At 65.1% G+C, this 25532-nt stretch carries 22 protein-coding genes; 8 read left to right on the plus strand and 14 right to left on the minus strand.

All coding sequences use genetic code 11. From position 1 onward, the window contains the following. Window positions 1-7 precede the first annotated feature (7 nt). From FHT32_RS32940 to FHT32_RS32975, 8 genes are read right to left on the minus strand one after another with little or no spacing between them, the layout of a single operon-like run. Window positions 8-997, minus strand: coding sequence for an ABC transporter ATP-binding protein (locus tag FHT32_RS32940; RefSeq protein WP_176668737.1), 990 nt, complete (start codon window positions 995-997; stop codon window positions 8-10). Then, the gene (locus FHT32_RS32945) at window positions 997-2058 is read right to left on the minus strand and encodes an ABC transporter ATP-binding protein (protein WP_176668738.1); all 1062 of its coding nucleotides are present in this window, start codon (window positions 2056-2058) and stop codon (window positions 997-999) included. The genes FHT32_RS32940 and FHT32_RS32945 overlap by 1 nt, the downstream gene beginning before the upstream one ends. 11 nt (window positions 2059-2069) lie before the next feature. Beyond that, on the minus strand, window positions 2070-2957 hold the full coding sequence (locus FHT32_RS32950; protein WP_176668739.1) for an ABC transporter permease: 888 nt from the start codon (window positions 2955-2957) through the stop codon (window positions 2070-2072). Then, complete coding sequence (locus FHT32_RS32955; protein ID WP_176668740.1) at window positions 2954-3910, minus strand: ABC transporter permease; 957 nt, start codon at window positions 3908-3910, stop codon at window positions 2954-2956. Before FHT32_RS32955 ends, FHT32_RS32950 begins: the two co-directional genes overlap by 4 nt. A 14-nt stretch (window positions 3911-3924) precedes the next feature. Further along, window positions 3925-5610: a peptide ABC transporter substrate-binding protein gene (locus FHT32_RS32960; RefSeq protein ID WP_176668741.1), complete on the minus strand. Its 1686-nt coding sequence runs from the start codon at window positions 5608-5610 to the stop codon at window positions 3925-3927. Between the two features lie 30 nt (window positions 5611-5640). Further along, window positions 5641-6810, minus strand: a complete 1170-nt coding sequence (locus FHT32_RS32965) for an FAD-binding oxidoreductase (protein ID WP_176668742.1) — start codon at window positions 6808-6810, stop codon at window positions 5641-5643. After that, window positions 6807-8192: an NAD(P)/FAD-dependent oxidoreductase gene (locus FHT32_RS32970; protein ID WP_176668743.1), complete on the minus strand. Its 1386-nt coding sequence runs from the start codon at window positions 8190-8192 to the stop codon at window positions 6807-6809. The genes FHT32_RS32965 and FHT32_RS32970 overlap by 4 nt, the downstream gene beginning before the upstream one ends. After that, a complete protein-coding gene (locus tag FHT32_RS32975; protein ID WP_176668744.1) occupies window positions 8174-8500 on the minus strand; it encodes a (2Fe-2S)-binding protein in 327 nt (108 codons plus the stop codon). The genes FHT32_RS32970 and FHT32_RS32975 overlap by 19 nt, the downstream gene beginning before the upstream one ends. A 311-nt stretch (window positions 8501-8811) precedes the next feature. Here FHT32_RS32975 and FHT32_RS32980 point away from each other — a divergent pair, with 311 nt between their 5' ends. Beyond that, on the plus strand, window positions 8812-9729 hold the full coding sequence (locus FHT32_RS32980; RefSeq protein WP_176668745.1) for a LysR substrate-binding domain-containing protein: 918 nt from the start codon (window positions 8812-8814) through the stop codon (window positions 9727-9729). On the opposite strand, the gene FHT32_RS32985 is transcribed toward FHT32_RS32980, so the two are convergent. Continuing rightward, complete coding sequence (locus FHT32_RS32985; RefSeq protein ID WP_176668746.1) at window positions 9710-10561, minus strand: GNAT family N-acetyltransferase; 852 nt, start codon at window positions 10559-10561, stop codon at window positions 9710-9712. The genes FHT32_RS32980 and FHT32_RS32985 overlap by 20 nt on opposite strands. Window positions 10562-10690: 129 nt before the next feature. Between FHT32_RS32985 and FHT32_RS32990 the strand changes: the two genes are divergently transcribed. Genes FHT32_RS32990 through FHT32_RS33015 form a run of 6 tightly spaced genes read left to right on the plus strand, consistent with a single transcriptional unit; the run spans window position 10691 to window position 17774 of the window. After that, entirely contained in the window at window positions 10691-12151 is a 1461-nt protein-coding gene (locus FHT32_RS32990) for an aldehyde dehydrogenase family protein (RefSeq protein ID WP_176668747.1), read from the plus strand. 30 nt (window positions 12152-12181) lie between these two features. After that, a complete protein-coding gene (locus FHT32_RS32995; protein ID WP_176668748.1) occupies window positions 12182-12901 on the plus strand; it encodes a cupin domain-containing protein in 720 nt (239 codons plus the stop codon). A 19-nt stretch (window positions 12902-12920) separates the two neighbouring features. Beyond that, window positions 12921-14246, plus strand: coding sequence for an FAD-binding oxidoreductase (locus FHT32_RS33000; RefSeq protein ID WP_176668749.1), 1326 nt, complete (start codon window positions 12921-12923; stop codon window positions 14244-14246). A gap of 24 nt (window positions 14247-14270) precedes the next feature. Beyond that, a complete protein-coding gene (locus FHT32_RS33005) occupies window positions 14271-15719 on the plus strand; it encodes an NAD-dependent succinate-semialdehyde dehydrogenase (protein ID WP_176668750.1) in 1449 nt (482 codons plus the stop codon). A gap of 15 nt (window positions 15720-15734) precedes the next feature. Further along, the gene (locus FHT32_RS33010; protein WP_176668751.1) at window positions 15735-16778 is read left to right on the plus strand and encodes an alanine racemase; all 1044 of its coding nucleotides are present in this window, start codon (window positions 15735-15737) and stop codon (window positions 16776-16778) included. Between the two features lie 15 nt (window positions 16779-16793). Then, the gene (locus tag FHT32_RS33015; protein ID WP_176668752.1) at window positions 16794-17774 is read left to right on the plus strand and encodes an ornithine cyclodeaminase family protein; all 981 of its coding nucleotides are present in this window, start codon (window positions 16794-16796) and stop codon (window positions 17772-17774) included. 39 nt (window positions 17775-17813) lie between these two features. Here the strand turns inward: FHT32_RS33015 and FHT32_RS33020 are convergent, their stop codons facing one another. From FHT32_RS33020 to ltaE, 4 genes are read right to left on the minus strand one after another with little or no spacing between them, the layout of a single operon-like run. Continuing rightward, a complete protein-coding gene (locus FHT32_RS33020) occupies window positions 17814-18485 on the minus strand; it encodes a 4-hydroxythreonine-4-phosphate dehydrogenase (RefSeq protein WP_176668753.1) in 672 nt (223 codons plus the stop codon). A gap of 11 nt (window positions 18486-18496) precedes the next feature. Beyond that, a complete protein-coding gene (pdxA, locus tag FHT32_RS33025; protein ID WP_176668754.1) occupies window positions 18497-19495 on the minus strand; it encodes a 4-hydroxythreonine-4-phosphate dehydrogenase PdxA in 999 nt (332 codons plus the stop codon). Beyond that, on the minus strand, window positions 19495-20598 hold the full coding sequence (locus tag FHT32_RS33030) for a four-carbon acid sugar kinase family protein (RefSeq protein WP_176668755.1): 1104 nt from the start codon (window positions 20596-20598) through the stop codon (window positions 19495-19497). The genes pdxA and FHT32_RS33030 overlap by 1 nt, the downstream gene beginning before the upstream one ends. Next, complete coding sequence (gene ltaE, locus FHT32_RS33035) at window positions 20591-21637, minus strand: low-specificity L-threonine aldolase (protein WP_176668756.1); 1047 nt, start codon at window positions 21635-21637, stop codon at window positions 20591-20593. The genes FHT32_RS33030 and ltaE overlap by 8 nt, the downstream gene beginning before the upstream one ends. A 198-nt stretch (window positions 21638-21835) precedes the next feature. Here ltaE and FHT32_RS33040 point away from each other — a divergent pair, with 198 nt between their 5' ends. Beyond that, entirely contained in the window at window positions 21836-23257 is a 1422-nt protein-coding gene (locus FHT32_RS33040) for a PLP-dependent aminotransferase family protein (protein WP_176668757.1), read from the plus strand. Between the two features lie 267 nt (window positions 23258-23524). Here FHT32_RS33040 and FHT32_RS35320 read toward each other — a convergent pair whose 3' ends face one another. Further along, a complete protein-coding gene (locus FHT32_RS35320; RefSeq protein WP_176668758.1) occupies window positions 23525-25081 on the minus strand; it encodes a methyl-accepting chemotaxis protein in 1557 nt (518 codons plus the stop codon). Between the last annotated feature and the right edge of the window lie 451 nt (window positions 25082-25532).

Raw genomic sequence — 25532 nt, forward strand, 5'->3', positions numbered from 1 at the left:
ATGGGCGTCAGATGTCGTCGCGGATGCACGCGGTCGCGTGGTTCCGCTCGACAAACCTAAGTTCAGGAACGGCGTTCGTGCAAGCAGGCTGGGCATGCGGGCATCGCGTGCGAAAGGCGCAACCCGAGGGCGGCGCCAACGGACTGGGAATGTCGCCCTTGAGCAGCTCGCGCGGGCGCCGCTGCTGCGGGTCGATGTTCGGAACCGCCGCCATCAATGCGCGCGTGTAGGGATGCCGAGGGTCGTTCAGCAACGATTCGGCGTCGCCGATTTCCACCAGCCGGCCCAAATACATCACCGCGATTCGATCGGAAATGTGGCCCACGACAGCGAGGTCGTGGCTGATGAACAACATGGTCAGACCCAAGCGCTGCTTCAACTCGAGCAGCAGGTTGATCACCTGCGCCTGCACCGAAACGTCGAGCGCGGACACTGGCTCGTCAGCCACCAGCAGCTGCGGCTCGGTCATCAGCGCGCGAGCGATGCCGATGCGCTGTCGCTGGCCGCCCGAGAACTCGTGCGGATAGCGGGTCCGATGCGCGGGGTTGAGTCCCACTGTCTTCAATATGGCGTCGATCCTGTCGCGGCGCTCCTGCACGGTGAGCTCGGGCATGTGGATCTGCAGCGGTGCCGACAGCAACTCCTCCACCGTGTGCTTCGGATTCAGCGACGAGTACGGATCCTGAAAGACCATCTGCATCGCGCGCCGCAGGGGCCGCATCTGGCGGCGCGTGAGGCCCACCAGGGGCTTGCCGTCGAATCGGACCTGACCCGCCGTTGGCGCATCGAGGTTCAGGATCGCGCGGCCGATGGTGCTCTTGCCGGAGCCGCTTTCGCCCACCAGGCTCAACACCTCGCCCCGGCGGATGTCAAAGTTCACGCCGTCGACGGCCTTCACGGTCTGAGCCGGCTTGCCCAGCCAGCCCCCGCCGATCGAGTACCACTTGCGCATGCCTTCGACCTGCAAAAGGGCGGCAGCGGTATGTTCTTGCTGCATCACACGGCTCCTTGAATTTCAGGCCAACGCACACACCGCACCAGGTGGCCGGGCCCTACGCCCTCGAGGTCGGGCACTGCGACATCGCAGCGTCCCGGCTCGAAATGGCTGCAGCGCGGTCCGAAGGTGCAGCCCGGCGGGTGGGACGTCGGGTCGGGCACGTTGCCCGGGATCGCGAACAGCGGGGTCTTGCGGGCCCGATTCGAGTGCAGCCGTGGAACGGACTGGATCAGTCCGCGACTGTAGGGGTGGCGCGGCTGTGCGAACAGCGACACCACGTCCGTCGTTTCCACGATGCGGCCCGCGTACATCACCATCACGCGGTCCGCAATCTCGGCAACCGTCCCGAGGTTGTGCGTGATGTAGATCATGGCCATGCCGTTATCGGACTGCAGCTTCTGCAGCAGCTCCAGGATCTGCGCCTGGATGGTCACGTCCAGCGCCGTGGTAGGTTCGTCGGCGATCAGCAGGGACGGTTCGCATGCGATCGCCATGGCGATCATCACGCGCTGGCGCATGCCGCCGGACAGTTCATGCGGGTAATTCGCGAGCCGGCGCCTGGGATCGGAAATGCCGACCTGGTTCAAGAGTTCAGCGGCTCGCTCCGTGGCGGCACGGCCTTTCATCCCCAGGTGAAGGTGCAGGCTCTCGCAGATCTGCGCCCCGACGGTGTGCACCGGGTTGAGCGAGGTCATCGGCTCCTGAAAGATCACCGAGGCGGCGCCTCCGCGCACCTGGCGCATCACACGCTCGGGCGTACCCACGAGCTCGTAAGTTTTGCCATCGCGCGCCGCCAGACGGGCAGAACCGCTGATGGTGCAGTACGGCGCAGGTGGGGTGAGGCCGAGCAGGCCCAGGCAGGTCACGCTCTTGCCCGAGCTGGTTTCTCCCACCAACGCCAGGTTTTCGCCCCGGCGCAAAGTAAAGCTCACATCGCGCACGGCCCGCACGGGTCCGCCAGATGCGCGGAACGTCACGTTCAGGTCACGCACTTCCAGAATGTTGTCCACTTCCGCGCTTTCGGCAGCGGGCACGAAGTGCAATGGCTCGAGATGGTCCATGGCAAGCATCCTTAACGATCCAGTTTGGCGTCCAGCGCATCGCGCAGGCCGTCACCAATGAAGTTGAAGCTCGTCACCGTGAGCGTGATGGCGACCCCCGGCACGATGGCCAGCCACGGCGCATTCGTCAGATAGCTTTGCGCGTTCTCGAGCATGTTTCCCCAGCTCGGCGTCGGGGGGTGGATGCCGAAGCCGAGAAAGCTGATGTAGGACTCTGCCAAGATCGCGTTGGCGATGTTCAGCGTTGCGGCAACGACGATGGGGCCCACTGCGTTCGGCAGGAGCTCGCGGAACATGATCCTCAGGTCGCTGGCACCGAGCGACTCTGCCGCGACCGCGAAGTCGCGTGAACGCAGAGAGCGGACCTGCCCCTCGACCACGCGCGCCACCTCCATCCAACTGGCCGCAGCGATAAGCACCACAATGGAAATGACCGAGGGCTCTATCAGCGCCGCGACCGCCAGCAGCAGGAAGATCGTCGGAAAGCACAGCATGGAATCCACGAAGCGCATCAGTACGGTGCCAATTGCGCCGCGATAGAAACCCGCCACCAGTCCCACCAGTACGCCGATCACCATTGACAGCAACGTGGCGGCGAAGCCCACCGACAAGGAGATGCGTCCCGCGTACATCAGGCGCGCCAGGATGTCGCGGCCAAGGGGATCCGTGCCGAGGATATGGACGCCCGCGAAGGGAGCAACCAGGCGGTTCCGGATGTCGGTGTCCGTGGCGTTGAACTGCGTCAGATAAGGTCCGACGAAGCTCAGCAGCGTCATGAGTCCGATCACCACCAGTCCCAGCGTCGCAAGACGGTGCCGCATGAAGCGGCGGATCGCAGGATGCCGTTCGCCGAAGGACCGACGAACGAGCGGGAGGGATGCTGGATGTACGGCGCTCATTGGACACCGACCTTGATGCGGGGATCCGCAACGGAATAGAGCAGGTCAGCCAGCAGGCTGCCCAACAGCACCATGCATGCAGTGAACATGAGCATGCCCATCACCACTGGATAGTCCCGGTTGCCCACACTGTCCAGGAACAACCTCCCCATGCCGGGCCAGGTGAAAACGGTTTCGGTCACGAGAGCGCCGCTCAGAAGCGTAGACACGTGCAAACCGGTGATGGTGATCATGGGCAACAAGGCGTTGCGAAGGGCGTGGTGGATGAGAATGCGCACCGGAGCGACGCCCTTGGAGCGGGCCGTGCGGATGTAGTCCTGATTGATCACATCCAGCATCGAGGAACGCATGTATCGACTCCACACTGCCGTCGACACCAATGCGAGCACGATGCAGGGCAGCATCAAGTGCTGGATGCGATCGAGCGCAGAACCATCGCCGATGGTTTCCCGTCCGCCGGCCGGCAGCCATCCCAGGTTCACGGAGAAGACGTAGATCACTGCCAACCCGAACCAAAAAGTGGGAATCGATAGGGCCACCATGGCGCCGATGGTGGCGAGGTGGTCAAAGATTGAATACCGCCTTACGGCACCAAGGATGCCGATCATTCCGCCGATAAACATCGCCAACAGCGTGGAAGAGATCATCAACTCGAGCGTGGGGCCGACGTGCATGCCGATCTTCGTCAAGACCGGCAGGTCGTCACGATACGACCGGCCCCAGTCGCCTCTTAGCAGATTGCCGGCCCAGTCAAGGTACTGGAGAGGCAGCGGCCGGTCCAGGCCGTACTGGGCCATGAGCCGTTCAATGTCCTCCGGCCCCAGGGTACCGGTGGCCAGGAACTGCGACAGGGGCCCGCCGGGCGCCAAGTGAAGGATCGCGAAAGCGATCATCGAAACCAGCCACAGCAGCAGCAGTGCCTGCAGCAAGCGGCTCAGGAGATATCGGCTCATGACGGCACCCGCTTTCAGGCGGTCCAGCGCCAGCTGGCTGCGTTCCAGGCATTGGACAGCGCGTTCACGTTGCCCGCATACCCGTCCAGCCCAGCCTTCGTGCCTTCAACCTCCACGAGGTTGAACAACGGCAGGAAGGGCAGGTCGTCCATGATCAGTTCCTGGACCTTGGCGTAGATCTCCTTGCGCTTGGCCAGGTTGTATTCCTGGCGGCCTCGGGCAAGCAGCGTGTCCACCCCAGCGTTCTTGTACAGACTCACGTTCGAGCCCGACTTGGTTTCCTTCGGAATGGCTCCCGAACCGAAGCGATGGGTGACATCCGGATCCGAGGCGATGGTGTAGGTCGGCGCTGTCATCAGGCTGTCGAACTCGGAGTTCCGCCAGAAATCGGCCCACAGAACCGCCGCCACCATGTTCTTGATCAGCATCTCGACGCCGATCTTCTTGAAGTCGTCAGCGATGAGTTGCTGCGTCTGCTCGCGCAACTGGTTGCCCGTGACCGTGGAATTCGTGAAAGACAGCCGCACGCCATTCCTCACACGGATACCATCGGCACCCTTCACCCAGCCGAGTTGGTCAAGCATCGCGGCGGCCTTCTTGGGGTCGTACTCGAATTTGGGCAGACTGGCGTTGTAGGCCCAGTGGCCGGGGACCAGGAAGCTGTTGGCGGGCTTTGGCAGGCCGTAATAGACGATGTCACAGATCGACTGGCGGTCGATGGCCATGTTCAGCGCCTTCCGCACGGCCTTGTCCGCCAGCGCGGGGTGGGCCAGATTGAGCGTCAGGTTCTCAACTGCGGAGCGCGCTGCGGGATAGACACGGCGACCGCGCAGGGCCGAGGCTTCTTTGTAGAAATTGGCCGGTATGCCCGCCAGACCGACGAAATCTATCTCTCCGGTCTTGAACTGCGTGTACATCGCGTTCAGGTCCGGCACGTACTTGAAGATCAACCGATTGACGACGGGCACCGTCCCGAAGTAGCCGGGATTCGCCTCGAGCATCACGTAGTCGCCGGTCTTGCGGCTGACGAAACGATAGGGGCCGGTTCCCACAGGTGCGGCCGCGAACTTCGGAGAGTTGGGATCGGGGTCCTGCGACAGGACGTGCGCCGGGACGATGAAGGTCCAGCTCAGCGTGGAGGTGAGCGGCGCATAGGGCTCCTTCAGTTTCCACGTGATCACATGACTGCCCTCCACGGCAACGCTCGCGATCATGTCGAAGGCTGTTCGGTTACGGGCGCGGAAGGCCGGGTTCTTCATCAGGCCGATCGAGTAGCGCACGTCCTCCGCCGTCAACGGTTTGCCGTCATGCCACTTCACGTCGTTGCGCAGTTCCACGCGCCAGCTCAGGCCATCGGCCGAAATGCCGCCGTTCTCCAAGGTCGGAACCGACTTGGCCAACACGGGCACAAAGTTGCCTTGAGCGTCGATCAGCCAGAGAGGGCTGAACAGGTTCCACCAGACGCCCTGATCCACTTCGTTGGACGTCATCAGCGGATGCAGGACGGTGACTTCCTGCGAGAAGCCAAGAATGGCTTGGCCCGTCGGCTTCGCGGCCGGCCCCGCAGCGCGTGCACTCACAGCTAAACCAAGCGACCCGGCCGCAAAGGCCGCCGCACCGGCGAACATGGCGTCGCGCCGTGTCAGATTGCCCAGGCCTGGGTGGCCGGTAGAGCTTGAATTATTTTTGTGGTCAGTCATGGTTGTCTCCTGTGCTGGTTTGCGGGGTGGTTACACGGTGGCGAGACTCGCCTGCGGCGCGCCGATGGTTTCGCCGAAGCGGCGGACGCTGTAGGGGGTCATGTCGATACTGGTCGTACCGCGGTCGATGAGTTCTGCCATCACGTCCCCAACGCCGGGTCCGGTCTGGAAGCCGTGGCCGCAGAAGCCGAAGGCGTAATACAGGCCGCTCACGCTCTGGCTGGGTCCCATGACCGGCAGGTCGTCGGGGAAATAGCTTTCCACGCCGCTCCAGGTGCGAAGTACGTGAAGGTTGGCGAGCGCCGGAGCGATGCGCCTCAGATGCGGCAGCTGCAGCAAAGTGTTGCCGGGCCTGGGCTGCGCGCGGCGTTCGTCAAGATAGGCGTCGTTGCGTACGCTGCCGCCGAACACGATGTTGCCCCGCTTGACCTGGCGGAAGTACATGTCGTCAGCCGGGTTGGAACTCTTGACGCCGACCACCGGAAGGATCCCGTAAGGCACGGGTTCGGTCACGCCCATCGTGGGACCGCGTTGCACCAGCGGCACCGGTTCTGCGAAGCACGCGCTGAATTTGCCGGCCCAGGCTCCCGCGCAGACCAACGCCACGGGCGCAGTGACGCGGGTTCCATCCTTGACCGTGACATGAAAGTCAAGCGCGCCCTTCTGCAGGTCCAGAACCTCGCAGTTTTCCAGCACGGTGGCGCCCGCCTTGCGCGCCGCGCGACCGAACGCCGGGGCCGCCAGACGAGGATTGGCATGGCCGTCGTTCGGAGACAACGAGCCGCCGATCACGTCCGGCCCAAGGAAAGGAAACCGCTTGTGAACTTCGGCGTTGCCGAGGATCTGCAGATCGAGGCCCCAGGGCCGCGCATCAGCGGCATACCTTTCGATGGCGGCCATGCCGTCCGCGTCGTACACCACGCGCACGTGACCGGTGACAGCGAACTCGGCGTCATGGCCGATCAACTCCGGCAACCGGCCCCAGAGTTCGCGCGAACGATGCGCCAAGGGCAGCTGCGGCAGATGCCGCCCCTGCCGACGCACGTTGCCGAAGTTCACACCGCTGGCCTGCTGGCCCACCAGGCCACGCTCCAGCAACACGACCGAGAGGCCTCGCCGGCGCAGGAAGAAGGCACCGGCCGCACCAACGATGCCACCGCCGATGATCACGACGTCAGCGGCGAAATCCCTGCTGTTCATTCGGCACCTCCAACGGCCAGCGCCGACACGGACAGCGGCTTCACCGGGCCCTGGCCGCGGATGCGCCCGACCTGCTCTAAAGGAATTCCGGCGGCATGTGCCACGATCTCCGCTGCCGCGTGGCCGCAGTATCGGCCCTGACAACGCCCCATTCCCACGCGGCACAAGGCTTTGGCGCGGTTGATCTCGCAGGCCCCTAGTTCGCCGACTGCTGTGCGCAACTCGCCCGCTGTGACGACTTCGCAGCGACAGACGACGGTGCTGTCCGGCAATGCGGCCGCCGCGCGGTACGGCCAGGGAAACGCCTGCTGCAGGCCCTGCCGGAAGCGCTCCATCTTGTCGAGGGCGGCGCGCAGTCGCACTACTTCCGCACGATCGGAGCATCCAATGCCGAGGTCTGCGAGGCAGGCCAGCGCCGCCAGACGGCCCGCGGCCTCGGCACCATCCGCACCGGCGAGACGCACGCCGTCTCCCGCAAGGTACATGCCCTTGACGCTGCTGCGGCCGTCCTGGTCGATGCGAGGCAGCCACTGACGCGACCCGGCATCGAACCGGAACTCGCATTTGGCGATGTCCGCCAGTTGGGCTTCGGAGCGCAGGTGATAGCCCAGCGCCACGGCGTCGCATTCGAATGCATGTTCGCGTCCACGTCCGTCGCGTACGCGCACGCCAGTCACGCCGCGTTGAGGCGAACCACCGATCTCGACCGGCGTGACGTCGGTCATCACGCGCACGCCCGCCCTCCGCAGCGAGGCCACTAGCTTCAACCCGTTGAGCAGCGCGCCGGGCCGCGCGGCAAGCCTAGGCAGCGCTCGCAGGCGCAGTACCGAAGCCGATGTGTCCAGCACTGCCTCCACCTGCGCGCCCGCAGCCACGTACTGAGAGGCGACGAGATACAGGAGCGGCCCAGTGCCCATGAATACCACTCGCCGGCCGATCGCGCAGGCCTGCGACTTGAGCGAAATCTGCGCGGCACCCAAGCTATAGCAGCCCGCCAAGTCCCAACCCGGCACCGGCATCAGCCTGTCCGTGGCGCCGCTGCAGACGATCAACGCATCGAAGGGCAGGACTTCGGCTTCACCATTGCGAACGATATGCAACGCATGAGGCTCGATGTGCCAGGCCAACGTCTCAGCGCGCCATTCGATCCGGTCTCGCAGTTGCTCGAAGCTGCGATGCAAGGCTTGTGCCTTGTCGGCTTCCGTTCCGTACAGCTTGGCGTAGGGACGCTTGAACCCATCCGGTTGCCGGCGGTAGATCTGCCCGCCGTCACGGCGACCCTCGTCCACGACGACCGGCCGGACTCCGCACTCGACCAGCGCTTGCGCCGCGCGGACCCCCGCAGGGCCGGCGCCGACGATGGCTATGCGAGCCTGGCCCATTCGACCTCCTGTGCAGAAGTGAGGATGCGCATGCCGTCACGGGCAGGCGTACTACAGGAGCGAAGGCGTTGCCCCCGCTCGTCGCGCACCCAGCAATCCTGGCAGGCGCCCATCAAACAGAAGCCGGAGCGCACGCCGTCTGAAAACTCGGAATGGCGCAAGTGACTCGTGCTGGACAGCAGCGCCACGAGCAGTGTGTCGCCCTCGAGAGCATGTGCGGCCCGGCCATCGATCCAGACCTGAATTGCACGCCTCTCGGTTTCGCCAAGTCGCACGAAGCGGCGTGCTGGCGGGTTCTTGCTGTCCATTCGTTGCCTCGTTGCATCACATGAAGGATTGGCTGTCTTCAGTCAGTATCGAAGGGACACTGCATGCGGTCAAATACAAGTTTCAGGTCACTTGATGCACTTCGGATATGTACTTTCGGGTGTCACATGGCACTGTCGCTTCCATTCACAGTGGGTTCATCGCGAGGGTGTCAGCTCCCGGTCGACCGTCACGACTTGACCATGCAGTGCGGTCATCGAGAGACTCCTTCAAAGTGGTGGATCCCCTCGGCGTCGACGCGCGATTTCATGCAGCCAGATAGAAGTTCTCTCGAACTTCATACACTACCGACATGAACCTCCGCCAGATCGAATGCTTCCGCGCCGTCATGCACACAGGCTCAATGACGCTTGCCGCCACACAGTTGCACACCTCGCAACCCAACGTGAGCAGGGCCATCGCGCTGCTGCAGCGCGAAACGCAAATGAAGCTGTTCGAACGCGTCGGACTGCGCGTTCTTCCCACGCCCGAAGCGCATGCATTGCTCAAGGAAGTGGACCGCGTCTACGTGGGCTTGGAGTCCATCGGCGCAGCAGCGGAGCGCATCCGCACGCTGGGCGTGGATGGCCTGCGGATCGCTGTGACGCCGGCCTTGGCCATCAACCCGGTGCCACGCATCCTGCAGGTGTTTCGCGGCATGCGACCGCACGTGCCCATCGTGGTCACCACAGCGGATTCCGCAACCATCTGCAAAGGTGTGTCGTCGCGCTACTACGACCTGGGGCTGGCGCCCTACGTAGCGCTACCGCAGGAAGTCGACAGCGAGCTCGTTCTTTCACAGCGAGCCGTCTGCATCGTCCCGAAGGGACACCGGCTGGCGCGCCGCCGCAAGGTCAATCCAGGGGACTTGGCTGGGGAGTCATTCATCTCGGCTTCGCCCCCTGACGTGGCGCGTGCGGAGATCGACAAGGCCTTCGTTCCCGAGGTCCGCAAGCTCGAGATCGAGACGACGCTGGCCACCACGATGTGTGCCATGGTGGCCCGCGGGTTGGGCGTCAGCATCTTGAATCCGGCCGTTCTCACCGATCTCGGTCTCGCGGGCGTGCATGCGCTGGAGTTCGAACCAGCCATCCACTTCGATTGCTACCTGATACGGGCCCACCAGCATCCGGAGCAAGCGCTGGTCGCCGACTTCGTCGAGGCCCTGCGGATCGTGGTACGCGGCAGCGAGAACGCCGCGCGCAAGAAGGTCAGCCGATCGCCTGGGTGAACACAACCCAGCCGCCGCGCGCCGGTCCCCGCTCGAAGGCACGGCCACGGACCATGACGGTGCCGCCGCCGACGCATGGCAGCCCTTGCGTCTCCAGCCACTGCGACAAGCCACCAACGGCATGAACGTCGACACGCAGAAACCCCTCGACGTACCGACAGCAGCCTGATACCAGCAGGCTCGCGGCTTCGAGGTCCGGCGCGGCCACGGGGCCGATCGCCTGACCGCGACCGTAACGCCGCAAAACTGCGAAACCTGCGGTCTCGCCGTCTCGTTCCAGGACCACGGTCCTGTCTTCCGCAAAGGCGCGCCGAAGCAGTTCGGTGCGGAGCATGCCTGTGGCCCGAGCGTCGAGGGCGATGAGAGATTCGATGTCGTCTTGCTCGAGTGGTCGCAGGTGATCGCCCTCCCGCTGGTGCGGCTGCGGTACGCGCGCGAGCATGCCCTGGTGTTGGCAAACCTCGCCCATGGCGACGAAACCCAGCCGCTCATAAAGGCCGCGCCCTGCTTCCGTCGCGTGCAGCAGCACATGGCGCGAACCCAGGCGGTCGAGCAGGGCCTGCATCATGCGGTTGCCGATGCGTTGCCCCTGCAGCTCGGGAGCGACGATCACGAGTCCGATGGTGGCGTAGTCCGCGCCCCACTTCCATGACAGCGCGGTGCCCAGCACCTTCCCATCGCGTTCGGCGACCACACCTTCACCCAGGGACAGCGCGAACTGCCAGTCCTCGGGCCGGTGCGCCCACTTCAGATCGCTGGACAAGATGTGCGCCAATCGCACGTCGCCGGGTCTGAATGGGCGCAGGTCGATGGTGCTGATGCCTTGCTTCATACCTCTAGTCCTTTCCTTTGAACCTGCAGTATGCGGTTGGAGGACTCAGATCATTCATATCAAACTGGCATGAATGCGGGCAATATTGGAATTTGACTGCATGAACTGCCGTTTCGATACTGCGCCGTCATGACACGAACGGACTCTTTCATCGTCAAAAGCCTCCACGGCCGGTTGGATCGGGTTTTCATCGGAGGCGAGTGGGTCAAGCCCCAGGGGCAGGCGCGTTCCACCGTGATCGACCCATCCACGGAACAGCCCCTGACGGACATGGTGCTGGGCGATGCACGGGACGTGGCCGATGCGGTTGCGGCCGCGCGGCGCGCCTTCCCCACCTGGTCGGATCGTCCGGTCCACGAACGGGCTTCGTTGCTGGACCGCATTCACAGCCTCATCCTGGAGCGCGCCGAGACGTTCGCGCAAGCAATCTCGCTGGAGATGGGTGCCGCGATCGCCTTCGCACGCAGCACGCAGGTCCCCGTCGCGGCAGAGCACATTCGCGTCGCCCGGGATAACGCGACGATCTACCCCTTCCTCTCGCAGCGCGGTGACTTGGCCATCCAGCGCGAGGCCATCGGCGTGTGCGGCCTGATCACGCCCTGGAACTGGCCGCTCTACCAGATCACCGCGAAGGTGGGCCCCGCGCTGGCCGCGGGATGCACGGTCGTGCTCAAGCCCAGCGAGCTGTCGCCGCTGAGCGCCCTGCTCTTCGCCGAGTTGATGCACGACGCGGGCGTGCCTCCTGGGGTGTTCAACCTGGTCAGCGGCACGGGGCCTGAGGTTGGCGCGGCGTTGTCGGCGCATCCGGACGTGGACATGATCTCCATCACAGGCTCGACCCGTGCGGGCGTGCTGGTTGCGCAGGCGGCCGCGCCGACCGTCAAGCGCGTTGCGCAGGAGCTCGGAGGCAAATCGCCCAACGTGTTCTTGCCGGATGCGGATTTGGCGCGGGCCGTTCCCCTTGGTGTTGCCGCCGGCATGCGCAACGTCGGCCAGTCGTGCAGCGCTCCCACACGCATGATCGTCCCCCGCGAGAGGCTCCGGGAAGTCGAACGGCTCGCGGCGGAAACGGCGGCGAGTTTCGTGGTGGGCGATCCAAGCTCCGCGCAGACCACGCATGGCCCGGTGGCCAATCGCGCCCAATTCAATCGGGTGCAGGAAATGATTGCAACGGGCATCGCCGAAGGCGCGCGGCTCGTTTGCGGAGGGCCGGGCCGCCCGGACGATCTGCGCTGCGGCTTTTACTGCCGGCCCACGGTGTTCTCCTCGGTCGATGCCGGAATGCAGATCGCGCAGGAAGAGATATTCGGACCAGTGCTTGTGGTGCTCCCGTACGACAGCATCGACGAGGCCGTGGAGATCGCGAACTGCACCGTCTATGGCCTAGGCGCTCACGTGCAGGGCAAGGACATCGTGGCGGCACGTGCCGTGGCCCAGCGCATTCGTTCCGGCCAAGTGCACATCAACCATCCGGCCTGGAGCCCCCATGCGCCTTTCGGCGGGTACAAGCGCTCCGGCAACGGACGCGAGTACGGCATCGAAGGCCTGGAGGAGTACCTCGAAACCAAGGCCATTCTCGGCTTTCACTAAAAACACAGCGCACAACGCGCAGGAGCAACCATGACCGTAGCCCTCGTGCTGCATCGCGCCAACGGCGCACCCGTTTCCACGTCGTTCCGACGCGCCGCCTTCGGCAAGGATGATCCCTTCACTCGGCATCGCGAGATCGCCTGGGAAGGACCCGACGCCATGGCCGTCGGTCGCACCAGCTTCATCGGCGAACTCGAGGTCGCTAGCTTTCCCCACGTCGAAACGCTCGTTGTCGTTGAGGGCGAACTGACGCTCACGGCAGCAGGGGCGGCGCCGCTGGTGCTCGGGCCCCACACGGGCGCGGTAATCGGATGCGGCACCTCGCTGCACATCCAAGCCAGCTCGCGGGTGCAGATGTCCTTCTGCGCGGCAGCCTGCGACAAACCGACGCGCAGCGGCGTCGCGCGGCTACGCGCCGACGCCGATTTCAAACCGTCGCGATCGCTGCCACCGGAGGTGCTGTTCGGACCGGCGCCGGAATGCCGCAGCGACAACGTCTTCACAGAGGATGCTGCCCGATTCACGTCGGGCACCTGGGATTCCACGTCCTACCACCGCATCGTGCGACCGCACCGCTCCAACGAGTTCATGCACCTGGTGGCCGGCAGCGTGCGATTCGCAGCGCCGGATGGCAGCGTGCTATCCCTCGCCACCGGTGACACGTTCTTCGTCCCCCTGGGCGCATCCATCGGCTGGGAAAGCCACGAGCGCGTGGCGAAGTTCTACGCCACCCAGACCCCTCAGGCCTGACCATCGTGCCGGCTTGATCATGTCCCCTCCCCTGCAATACATCGAGACGCCACAAACGCCGCCGCCCTCGGCGGACGCCGTCGTCATCGGCGGCGGCATCGTCGGCGTGTTCGCGGCCTACTACCTGGCACAGCGCGGCCTTTCGGTGACACTGGTCGAGAAAGGCCGTGTCGGCGCTGAGCAATCCAGCCGCAACTGGGGCTGGTGCCGCCAGCAGAACCGCGACGCACGCGAACTGCCGATGGCCAGCAAGAGCCTCGACCTCTGGGACCGATTCGCCGCCGAGACCGGCGAGGACACCGGCTTTCGCCGCTGCGGCCTGCTCTACCTCAGCAACGACGAGGCGGAACTTGCGCATTGGGCGAGCTGGCGTGATTTCGCGAAAGGCGAGGGAGTCACCTCCATCATGCTCAATGGCCGGCAGGCCGCCCAGCGCGGACAAGCGACGGGACGCGAATGGAAGGGCGGCGTCTTCTCTCCCAGCGATGGCACGGCCGATCCGGCCAAGGCGGCCCCGGCCGTGGCCCGTGCGTTCATGAAGCTGGGCGGCAAGCTGCTTCAGCAGTGCGCCGCGCGCGGCATCGAGCTGGAGGGCGGGCGCGTCAGCGCCGTGGTGACCGAGGCCGGAGTCATCCGAACCCGCACCGTGGTGATGGCCGGCGGGGCCTGGGCATCGTCGTTTTGCCGCCAGCTTGGCATCCGGTTTCCGCAGGCTTCGGTGCGGCAGACCATCCTCAGCGTGTCGCCGGTGGATGGCGCCCTGCCCGATGCTCTCTTCACCAAAGACGTCTCGGTCACCCGGCGCACCGACGGACGCTATGCGCTGGCCATCAGCGGCCGCGCGCGGGTGGACGTGACGCCGCAGTTCATGCGGTTCGCCACCCATTTCGTCCCGATGTTCGCCAAGCGCTGGCGCAGCATGATCCCCGGCGGCCTGGAAGGCATCCGCGGCGGACACGAGACGCTCAAGCGGTGGCGCCTGGACGCCCCCACCCCCATGGAGCGGGTGCGCATCCTCGACCCCAAACCCGACCTGCCCACCGTCAGGAAGACCCATCGCCGCGCCGTCGAACTGCTACCGCAACTTCAGCCGGCCCAGGTCACGCACATGTGGGCGGGCTTCGTCGACTGCACGCCAGACGGCGTTCCGGCCATCGGCGAGGTCGCGTCCGTGCCGGGGTTCATCCTGGCCGCGGGTTTTTCCGGGCACGGCTTCGGCATCGGCCCGGGGGCTGGCCACCTGATCGCGGACCTGGCCACCGGCGCCGCGCCGATCGTTGATCCCCGTCCCTATCACCCCAGCCGGTTTGGCGACTCGTCCTGGGGCAAGGTCGCCGACTTCTAGGCGACGCGCAAACACTGACCTGATATGAAAACACTGAACCACATCCATGGCCAATGGCAGCCTGCCACGAACGGCCGCGTGTTCGACGTGCGCAACCCGGCCGACGAGAGCTTGATCGCGCAGGTGCCCGACAGCGGCGTGGAGGACGCATCGCGCGCGGTCGATGCCGCTGTGGCTGCACTCGCGAGCTGGAAGTCGACGACTGCGCAGGAGCGTGCCCAAGTGCTGAAGCGCTGGCACGCACTCATCGTGCAGAACACAGAAGCCATTGCAGCCTTGATCTCGCGCGAGCAAGGCAAGCCGCTGGCCGAAGGCCGCGGCGAAGTCGCCTACAGCGCCGGTTATGTCGAGTGGTACGCCGAGGAAGCCGTGCGCGCCAATGGCGAGATGATCCCGGCCCCGGTGGCGAGCAAGCGCTTCTTCGTCCTGAAGGAAGCGGTCGGCGTGGTGGCCGTGGTGACGCCCTGGAACTTCCCCGCCGCCATGATCGCCCGCAAGATCGCTCCCGCGTTGGCCGCCGGCTGCACCGTCGTAGCCAAGCCTGCCGAGGACACGCCGCTCACATCGCTGCTGCTGGTCGAGCTGGCCGAGCAGGCCGGCGTTCCACCAGGCGTGCTGAACATCGTGACCGCCTCGCGCGAGCGCACGCCGGAAGTGGTGGGCGTATGGCTGGCCGATGGCCGGGTGCGCAAGATCAGCTTCACCGGTAGTACGCAGGTGGGCAAGCTGCTGGCGCGCGAATCGGCGGGCACGCTCAAGAAGCTCTCGCTGGAGTTGGGCGGGAATGCGCCCTTCATCGTCTTCGAGGATGCCGACGTGGCTGCCGCAGTCGAAGGCGTGATGGCTGCGAAATTCCGCAACGGCGGGCAGACCTGCGTGAGCCCCAACCGCGTCTACGTGCACGACGCGGTGCACGATCGCTTCGTGGACAAGCTCGCCGCCCGCGTCGGCGCGCTCAAGGTCGGCCCCGCCACCTGGCCCGAGACGGAGATCGGCCCGATGATCAATGGCCGCGCGGTCGAGAAGATCGAGCGGCATGTGAAAGATGCCGTGACCAAGGGCGCCAAGGCGGTGGTCGGCGGCCATCGCGTGCGCAGCGAGATCGCGCAGGGACCGAATTACTACGCGCCGACCGTGCTGATCGATGCCACGCGCGACATGGAACTCTCGTGCGAAGAGACGTTCGGCCCTGTGGTGCCTGTGTTCCGCTTCGGGAGCGAGGCCGAAGTGATTGCGCTGGCCAACGATACGCCGTTCGGCCTGGCGGGCTACTTTTACTCCCAGGACGTGCGCCGCATCTGGCGCGTGGCGTCGGCACTGGAGACCGGCATCGTCGGCATCAACGAAGGCGCGATCTCGGCGCCAAGCGCACCCTTCGGCGGCGTGAAGGAATCGGGCTACGGGCGCGAAGGCTCACGTTGGGGCCTGGAGGATTACATGCACACCAAGTACCTGTGCCAAGGCAACCTGTGAACGTAGCAAGCTCAAATGGAACGCATGGCGCTGCGCCCGCACCTGAAGACCACCAAGTCGGTGGAGGTCGCGCGGCGCGTGATGAGCTCGCCAACGGGCCCGGCCACCGTGTCGACCCTCAAGGAAGCGGAGCAATTCGTGGCCGCCGGCGTGCGAGACATCATCTACGCGGTGGGCATCGTGCCCACAAAGCTTCCACAGGTGCTGGCGCTGCGCGCCAAGGGGGCCGACGTGGCCGTCGTGCTCGACACGGTGGAGCAGGCGCAAGCGGTGGCGCGGGCCTCGCGCGAGACGGGAGCACGCATACCCGCCCTCATCGAGATCGACTGCGATGGCCATCGCTCGGGTGTGCATCCCGACGATAGGCAGCGCCTGATCGACATCGGACGTGCCCTGGCGGATGGCGCGGAACTGCGCGGCGTGCTGACCCATGCGGGCGGCAGTTATGCCGCGCGAGGCGCGGCCCTGCGGCAGTGCGCGGAAGACGAGCGGCGCAGCGTTGTCGATGCAGCTGCGATCCTCCACGAAGCGGGCCTGGCCTGCCCCGTGCGCAGCGTGGGCTCGACACCGACCGCGCACAACGCAGCGGATCTCACCGGCGTCACCGAGGTGCGGGCTGGCGTGTTCGTGTTCTTCGATCTGGTCATGGCGGGCGTGGGTGTCTGCGGCGTCGACGATATCGCCCTCTCGGTACTGGCGACCGTCATCGGCCACCAGCGCGAAAAGGGTTGGATTCTCACGGACGCCGGCTGGATGGCCATGTCGCAGGACCGGGGCACGCGCAAGCAGGAGATCGACCAGGGCTATGGCATCGTCTGCGACATCGCCGGCCAGCCGCATGCCGACTTGATCGTGGCCGATGCCAACCAGGAACACGGGATCATCACGGTGCGGCCCGGATCGGGCGGCGTGCTGCCCAACCTTGCCATCGGCGACCGCGTTCGTGTCCTGCCGAATCACGCCTGCGCGACAGCCGCGCAGCATGGGCACTATCACGTGGTACGTGGCAGCTCCAGCAAGGTGGAAGCCCAGTGGCCGCGGTTTGGTGGCTGGCAATAGCGGCGGCGGGCGAGTATGACATCCCATCCTTCCGAAGCGACCCTCCTCCTGCTGGACAAGGGCTCAGTGGAACAGCTGCTCACGCCCGCCGAGGTCACGCAGGCGGTGCGTGAGGCCTTCGTGCTGCACGGGCGGCACGAAGGGCGCGTCTTTCCGCTGGTGCGCGAGAAGCTCTCCACCGGCGGCGTGTTCGGCATCAAATCCGGCGACGTGCCCTCGCAGGGCTTGCTCGGCTTCAAAGCTGCTGGTTTCTGGCCGCACAACCGCGAGCTGGGCGGCGAGCCGCACCAGGCGACCATTCTGCTGTTCGATCCGGCCACGGGCCGGCCTCGGTGCGTGATCGACGGCAATGCCATCACCACGGTACGTACCGGCGCAGCGGGCGGACTGGGGCTGGAACAACTCGCCCGCCAGGACAGCACGCACCTCACGGTTTTCGGCACGGGGGTGCAGGCGCGCTCGCAACTGCGCTTCGCCTTGCGCGTACTGCCCCGCATTGCCACTGTTTGGTATGTGTCCGTCGACCGGAAGGCCGACCCCGCCTTCGAGGCCCTGTTCGCGGACCAGTGCGACATGCACTGCGCCCAAGATGCCGACCGTGCCGTGGCCGAGAGCGATGTCGTCATCACCGCGACGCCGGGCGGAGGGCAGCTTTTCGACGCCAGCGCGGTACGCCCAGGAACTCACCTGAACTGCGTAGGCGCCGATACCGCGGGCAAACGCGAACTGCCGCCGGGCGTCCTGGAGCGCGCACGGCTGGTAGTCGATGACCGCGAGCAGGCATCGCAGCTGGGCGAGATGCAGTGGGCGCGTGAAACCGCCTGCGTGGAGCTTGGCTCCTTGCTGCTGGGCGAGACGCCGTTCTCGCGCGCGGCCAGCGACATCACGGTGTTCGACATGACGGGCCTGGCGCTGCAGGATCTGACGGTGGCGCGCCTCATCTACGAGCGCGCGTGCGCTCAGGCGCTGGGGCACCGGATCGTCTGGCCTTGGTGAATGCATGCGCGGCAGCCCCGAGCTGCCGCGCATGCTGCGTCACGCCGTGACGCCTTCCAGTTGCAGGATGTTCTCGATCTGCTGGGGAACAGGTTCTCGCAGGAAGTCTCCGTCGAAGACGGCGCTGCCCACGGTGAAGCCCCACACGCCACAGCGACGCATGGCTTGCACGCGTTCGTTGCCGTCGATGCTGCCCGCCGCCAGGACCGGGACCTTGACCGATTGAACGACTCGCGCAGCCAGCTGCTCCACATCGCCGGCAAAGCGGTAGGCCAGCAGGTCCAACCCATGCACGCCCGGCAGCGAGGCCAGGTGCTTGGCATCCTCCACGATCTCGTCAATCGTTCCCACCAGCCGCGTGGGATGGCCTTCGGTACGGCCCGCGAAGGGGAAGTACTGGATGTCGGTGCCCTTGAGGATGCGAACCGCTTCTTCCGCGTGGCGGCCGCCCAGCAGGTAGTTCACGCCGATCTCCCGGGCTGCCTCCACGGAACGGATTTCCGCTTCGCGGCTAGTGCTCACAACTTCCAGCATCACCTTCTTGCCGTCCCGCTTCATGGCGGCGGCGAGGGACACCAGTTCCGCCACGGGCAGGCCGATGTCCTTGAATCCGATATAGCGAAGCGGAGTGCGCGCCAGGTCCGCGTAAATCTTGGCGGCGTCGGGGACCGTGCGGTCCTCCTTGGTGAGCATGAAGACGAAGTGGGACATGGTGATTTCCTTCAAATGGCTGCCGCAGAGGAACTGCGGGCGAGTTGGTGCGCGGTGGCAAGCGCGGTCTTGAGGCTGGATGGATCGGCGATGCCCTGGCCCGCGATGTCGAACGCAGTGCCGTGGTCCGGGCTGGTCCGCACGAAGGGAAGACCCACCGTGACGTTCACGCCGTCCTCCACGCCCAGAAGCTTCACGGGGATCAATCCCTGGTCGTGGTACTGGGCGACCACGATGTCGAAGCGGCCTTTGCGGGCCTGCATGAACACCGTGTCGCCGGGAAGCGGACCGACCGCGTCGATGCCTTCCTGCCGGGCCTGGGCCACCGCCGGCGCGATCAACTCCATGTCTTCGCTGCCGAACAGCCCGCCCTCGCCCGCATGGGGGTTCAGGCCGGCCACCGCAATGCGCGGTTGGGCGATGCCCATGCTCTGCAGGCTTCGATGGGCCAGGCGGATGACCTGCAGTTCGCGCTCGACACTGAGCTTGCGAACCGCGTCCAGGATCGAGCAGTGCACCGTCACCAGCAGCGTGCGCAGGTGCGGATTGGCCAGCATCATTCCGTAGTCGCTGGTGCCTGAGAGATCGGCCAGCATTTCGGTATGGCCGGGGTAAGGTACGCCTGCGGCAGCGAGCGCCTCCTTGTGAATCGGCGCCGTGCAGATGGCGCTCACGCGTCCGTCGTTGGCCCATTCGATGGACTGGCGGATGGCGCCAAAAGCTGCTGCCCCGGCCGCCGCGCTGATTTCGCCGTGTCGCAGATCCGCGGGCAATCCACTCAGACTGACCACCTGCATTCGCCGGACGGCGGGTGCGTATTCCTCAGGGGCGAAGATGGGCTTCACCACCAGCGAGGAACCCCAACGCGCCGCGGCGTTCTTCATGACGCCCAGGTCCCCGACGACGAAGGCGGGATACTGTTCCATGAACTCGGTGTCGGCGAAGGTCTTGGCGACGATCTCAGGGCCGATGCCCGCGGCGTCGCCGAAAGTGACCACGATGGGCTTCATCAGATTGCTCCTTCCAGAGATTTGAGGCAACGCTTGAAGACGTCGTCGTCCCCAAAACCTCCTGCCTTCGTGACCAATGGAAACTCCCCTTTGGGTGTCCGCATCAGGCACAAAGGAATACCCGGCTGCACTTCACGCAGCACCGCGATCTCGAATGCTTGCAGACGGCGGGCGATGTGCTTGGCCGTTTCGCCTCCCGTGATGGCAAGGCCGTCGCAGCGACCAGCGAGCACCGCATCGCAGACCCTGTCAACGAGATCGGCCGTCAGCGCGGCTGACGCCCCCCGCTCATCCGGAGTGGCCCAGACAAGGGCGCCGCAGGCTTCGGCGTGACGCAGTTGAGCGCGAGACCTGGGATTGAAGCTGCCAACGACGATACCGGGGTACTGCGCGCCCTTCCAGGCCAGCGCGACCTGCTGCCGTTCGGGCAATGCAACGGCCAGTGCGCGCAGCAGTCCGGTTGAGCCCGCCCAAAGAAGATCTGTCCTTTGACTTGCCGCAACAACCAGCTTTTTCAGATCGGCTTCGGTTGATGCGTCCACCACTACCGCGTCGACCCTGTCCAGAAGGCTGATGGCCTCCGCCGCATCACGGGCAACGTGCAGTCGCTGACCTGCGGCAGCGAACAAGCCGGGCACGCTGCTGACTCGCACTGGTGACTGAGGGTCACGGGAAAAGTCCGTCTCCGCGACAGGGACCCCATCGACCCACACCTCGCCGTTGACCGTGGTACGCCCGGCGGCGGGGAAAGCCGGCGCTACCAGCAGCTTTCCGCGCCCACTGGCCCGCCATGCGGCGATCACTTCGCATGCAATGGGCCCCCTCAGCGTGGAATCGAACTGTTTAACTAGGATGTCCGCGTCACACCACTGGCGCGCCCAGGCCGCGACTCTCCCCTCCGCGCTGGCGTCGTCCAGCGCTCGACTGTCGGTGTCAGTGCTCCAGACCTCTGGCAACTCCGGAGAGGAAAGCCGTTCTCCAAGGACCACGCGAGTGCGCCATCCCCGCTGCGCGAACGCGGGCAGCGCATCGGTTGCGCTGGTGAAATCATCGGCGATCACCCGGATTTGTTTTATCCGGGCGAGATGCTGCGTGTCAGGCATGGAAGAACCTCCGCACCGCCGCAATGCAGCGGTCGATGCCTTGGGCGTCGACACCGAGATGGGTGACGAAGCGCAAGCGATACAGCCCCCACGCCAGCACGCCTTCACGCTTGAGCGCTTCCAGCAGTTCCTCCGACTTGTCGCGCGCGGGACCGTGAAGGTCGACGAACAGGACGTTGGTGTCAGGCTCCTCGACTTGCAGGCCCTCGATGCCCCGCAAGCCTTCGGCCAGCCGCCTTGCGAGCGCGTGATCCTCCGAGAGCCGGTCGATATGGTGGTCCAGTGCATGCGAAACCGCGGCCGCCAGGAAGCCCGCCTGTCGCATCGCGCCGCCCGCCATCTTGCGGATGCGCCGTGCACGAGCGATCAGCTCCTGTGAACCACAGAGAGCCGAACCTACCGGCGCACCCAGCCCCTTGCTGAAACACACCGAAACCGTGTCGAAGTACCGCGCGATCTTCCTGGCCTCCGCCTTGGCCTCACCTCCTGTGCGGCGCGCCTGCTCTACGGCCGCATTGAACAAGCGCGCGCCGTCGAGATGCGTCGCAAGTCCCCTGCTGCGCGCCAGGGCGGTGGCTTCCGCGATGTAGTCCAGCGGGATCACCTTTCCCATCATCGTGTTCTCAAGCGCCAGCAGCTTGCTGCGCGCGAAGTGCTGGTCGTCCGGCTTGATCGCCTCCGCGATGTCGGCCAGCGCGAGCGTCTTGTCAGGCTGGTGCGCGATCGGCTGGGGCTGCACGCCGCCGAACACGGCCGCATTGCCGCCCTCCCAGCGATAGCAGTGCTGTAACTGGCCTGCGATGAATTCGTCGCCACGCTGGCAATGCGCCAGCACGGCGCAAAGATTGCTCTGCGTGCCGGTCGGCACGAAGAGCGCCGCCTCGAAACCGAGCAGTGAGGCGATTTTTTCCTGCAGCGCGTTCACGCTGGGATCCTCGCCGAACACATCGTCACCCAGCGGGGCAGCCATCATCGCCTCGCGCATGGCATGTGTCGGTTGCGTAACGGTGTCGCTGCGGAGGTCTACTATCGGGTTCATTTCGCCTGCTCCGAGAAGTTGCGCAGCATGGCGTTGCCACACTCCGTGGGGATGGATTCCAAATGCCTCATGCGTAGCCTTCTTCTTGATTGCTCCGAGTCAGGTCCGCGACGGCCCGATCCGCATGCCCGAAAGTTTGCGTGCTCATTGGTTGCTTGTTAAGCTCCAATTTCTTCCGAAATTGAGCAACCAAACTTGATGCCGAACATCGCGGCTTCCGTGCTCCCGGCACTGGAGATGTCCAACACATCCCAAGCTCGGAATACCCAATTGGCTTTGGCGCTTTCGCAAGCGATACGCGATGGGCGACTGGCTGCCGGCTCCAGGCTGCCGCCGACGCGGGATGCCGCAAATCAGCTGGGATTGGGTCGCAATACGGTGGTGGACGCTTACGCCGAGCTCACGGCGGAGGGACTGCTCGAAAGCCGTGGACGGCTCGGCACCTTTGTGACGCGGCAAGCCAAGGCTGTCCTGCAGCCAGCAACTTCGCTTCCTCGCATCGTGCGGCGCTTGCCCGCAACGGTCACCACGCCCGGTGCGGTGTCACAGGACTGGCGATTGGGTCAGAGCGGCACTCAACTGCTCCCCTTGGATGTATGGCGTGCAGCGTGCCGCGAGGCCGGTCGGCATCTTCCGCCGTCGGGGTATGGGGATTCCCAAGGGCTGTTCACACTGCGTGAAGCGATCGCAGCATGGCTGCGCAGGCACCGAGGTACGCGACACGAAGCGACACAGATCGTGATCACTCAGGGCACTGGAAGCGCGGTGGAGTTGCTTGCGCGGACGCTCGTGCGGCCGGGAGACCTTTGCGCCGTGGAAAGCCCCGGCTATTCGCGTGCGCTGGACGCGTTTGAGTTCGCGGGCGGCTCCATCGTGCGCGTGCCTGTCGACGAGCAAGGCGCGATCGTCAAGGAGGCTTTCGCGAACACCGCTCCCAGCGTTTTTCATCTGACGCCCGCGAATCAATACCCGCTGGGCGGGCGCCTTTCCGGGTTGCGCCGCGCGGAGCTTGCAGCTCTCGCTTCGAAGGCGGGAACGCTTGTCATCGAGAACGAGTACGACCACGAATTCATTTACGAAGGACAGAACCACGCTCCGCTGGCCGCGGCCCTTGCTGATCAAACCGTTTTGGTCAGCACGTTCGCCAAGTCCATCAGCCCAGCATTGAGGATTGGGTTCATCGCCGCCCCGCAGCGCGTGGCAGATGCGCTGGCGTCATCCATCGCCGCACATGGCTTGCACGCGAGCTGGCCCGTACAGGTGTCCTTACACTGGATGCTGGCCTCTGGAGAGCTTCAACGACATCTGCGCCGCGTCAGACGTCACCACGCCACCCAACGCGATCGTCTACTTGCTGCCATTCGCCAATCATGTCCCGAACTGCAAGTGCGCGGCACTGAGGGCGGATTGCATTTCGTCTTGACGCTCGGGCGCAAGGAGCAGGATCGGAAGCTGGCTAAGGAGCTGAAAGCGCGAGGGATCACGCTGCAAACAGTCGCCGACTTCGGCGGCGACACCGACGAAGTCCTGATGGGCTATGGCCATATGGAAAGGACGGAGGCCCAAGCGGCAGCCGATTTGCTTCGTGGCGCGTATACAGCTACCGGGTTCGAGCATTAGCCGGATACGTGAGGTCGCGCACGATGCGACGCGAAAGGTCTTGGCGCGCCGCCTCCCCCCGCCATGCTGTGCGCGCTGGCGAGCCAATCGAACAGTTTCAGCGCACGCGGCCCTGTGCGTGAGTTCGGTGTCGGAATCTTGGCAATCGCGTGAGTGGCGTCGAGCCCGCCGGTTCGCACGCGATTCGGACGAAACCAATCGGCCCGGATCGTTGCCGGCACACCCCGCGAAGCGGCGTCGGTTGGTAAGCGCGTCGCGAGATCGGGGTCAGCAACCTGCCGTTAGCCTGAACAGGCTCACGGACTGGACCAGATTTGTTGCTTGGACTTGCAGCGACTGCGCCGCTGCGGCGGCCTCCTCGACCAGCGCTGCGTTCTGCTGCGTCGTCTGGTCCATCTGGCTGATGGCGTGGCCGACCTGCTCGATGCCTGTGCTCTGTTCGTGACTGGCTGCCGAGATTTCCTCCATGATGTCCCTCACCCGCTGCACGCTGCCCACGACCTCCTGCATCGTTCTTCCGGCCTCATTGACAAGATCACTACCCTCCTCCACCCTTTGGACCGAATCGTCAATGAGCGCCTTGATTTCCTTGGCGGCGGCCGCCGAGCGCTGCGCCAGGTTGCGTACCTCGGCTGCGACCACCGCGAAGCCTCGTCCCTGGTCCCCCGCTCGCGCCGCCTCGACCGCTGCGTTGAGCGCCAGGATGTTCGTCTGGAACGCGATGCCGTCGATCACCCCGATGATGTTTGCCACCTTGCGTGAAGATCCGTGGATCGAATCCATGGTTTGCACCACTTGGCCGACCACCGTGCCACCTTTCACAGCCACCTCGGACGCAAGCGTCGCCAGTTGATTGGCTTGACGCGCGTTATCGGCATTCTGTTTCACCGTGCTGGTGAGTTCCTCCATCGCTGCCGCTGTCTCCTGAAGCGAACTGGCCTGCTCCTCCGTGCGCGAAGACAGATCCTGGTTCCCTGCCGCGATCTGGCTAGAGGCCATGGCGATGGTGTCGGTGCTGCTGCGTACGCCGCCCACCACCTGCGACAGGCTCTCGTTCATGGACCTGAGCGCGCGCATCAACTGACCCGTTTGGTCATTGCTGCGCACGGAGATCATCGATGTCAGATCGCCCGCCGCCACGGTTTCAGCAACCCGGACGGCCTCGCCGACCGGACGAGTGATCGAGCGCGTCAACGACACCGCAACCACCCCGGCCAGTGTCGTCGCCAAGGCACCGAGGCCGAGCATCCACAGCGCTGCCATGCGGGCGATGTCGGCCGCCTCGACGGTGAACTGCTCCATGCCTTGCACCTGGGTCCGGGAGAATGCCTCGATGGCCGACAGATAGGCTGTCTGCGACGGCAGCATTTGTCTGACCAGATAGTCGCGCCCCTCGTCGGTCCGGCCCGATTGGATATGCTCAATCAACTTGGCCTCATGCGCTCGAAAAGTACTGCGTGCCTCCAGCAGCGCATGCAGCGCGGCTTTGCCAGCCTCGGTGTGAATGACCAGCTTCAAACGCTCAGTGGCTTTGGCGATCACCAACGCGGACTCCTCAACCTTCGCAAGTTCTCCTTTGATCACCTCGGGATCTCTTGCAATCAGGGCCGTTCGCAAGGCTCGCGCCTGCTTGTTCACTTCGTTCTCGATGGTCTGAGCAAGCGCCACCTTGGCGTAGCGGTCGTGTGCGATCACCTCGGTGTTGTGGTCCACCGCACGGATACGGCTGATGCCAACTGCAACCATCGCGATCAACAACGCGATGACGACCCCGAAGCCCATTCCCATGCGGGTGCCGATCCCGAAATCCCTGAACTTTTTCATGATTCTTACCAGGTGAGTTACTTGCTGAAAGGCTGCAGTGCCTGAAAAGGCAACGCGGGGCAGGCTCTAAGAGATATCGGCAACGCGAACTTAATGTTTAGTGAGATGCGCAAGCCTCTGGCGAAAACCCTGATATCTACGCAGGCAGAAGAAGCCCCCATTTCGTGATGAGCGCCGAACTGCGTTTCAGAGCTCCAAGGCGGTGGCGCGCCTTTCCCGGCTCGACCTGGGGAGGGCCCCTCGCCTCCCGCCTGCAAGGGAGTTCGTACCGGGGCACGTGATCGAGGCTTGGTATGGCGTCTGGGCGCCGCAAGGCACTCCCAAGTCCATCGTGCTTGCGCTTTCGCAGGCCTGGATGAAAGTCGCGGCAATGCCCGAAGTCGCCCCCCGCCTCGGCTAGCTCGGCGCCGAGCCCGTGGGCAGCAGCGCGGAGGCGCCTGCGGACCATGCG

It is taken from the genome of Variovorax sp. SG517 (assembly GCF_013376045.1).
Lineage (GTDB): Bacteria > Pseudomonadota > Gammaproteobacteria > Burkholderiales > Burkholderiaceae_C > Variovorax.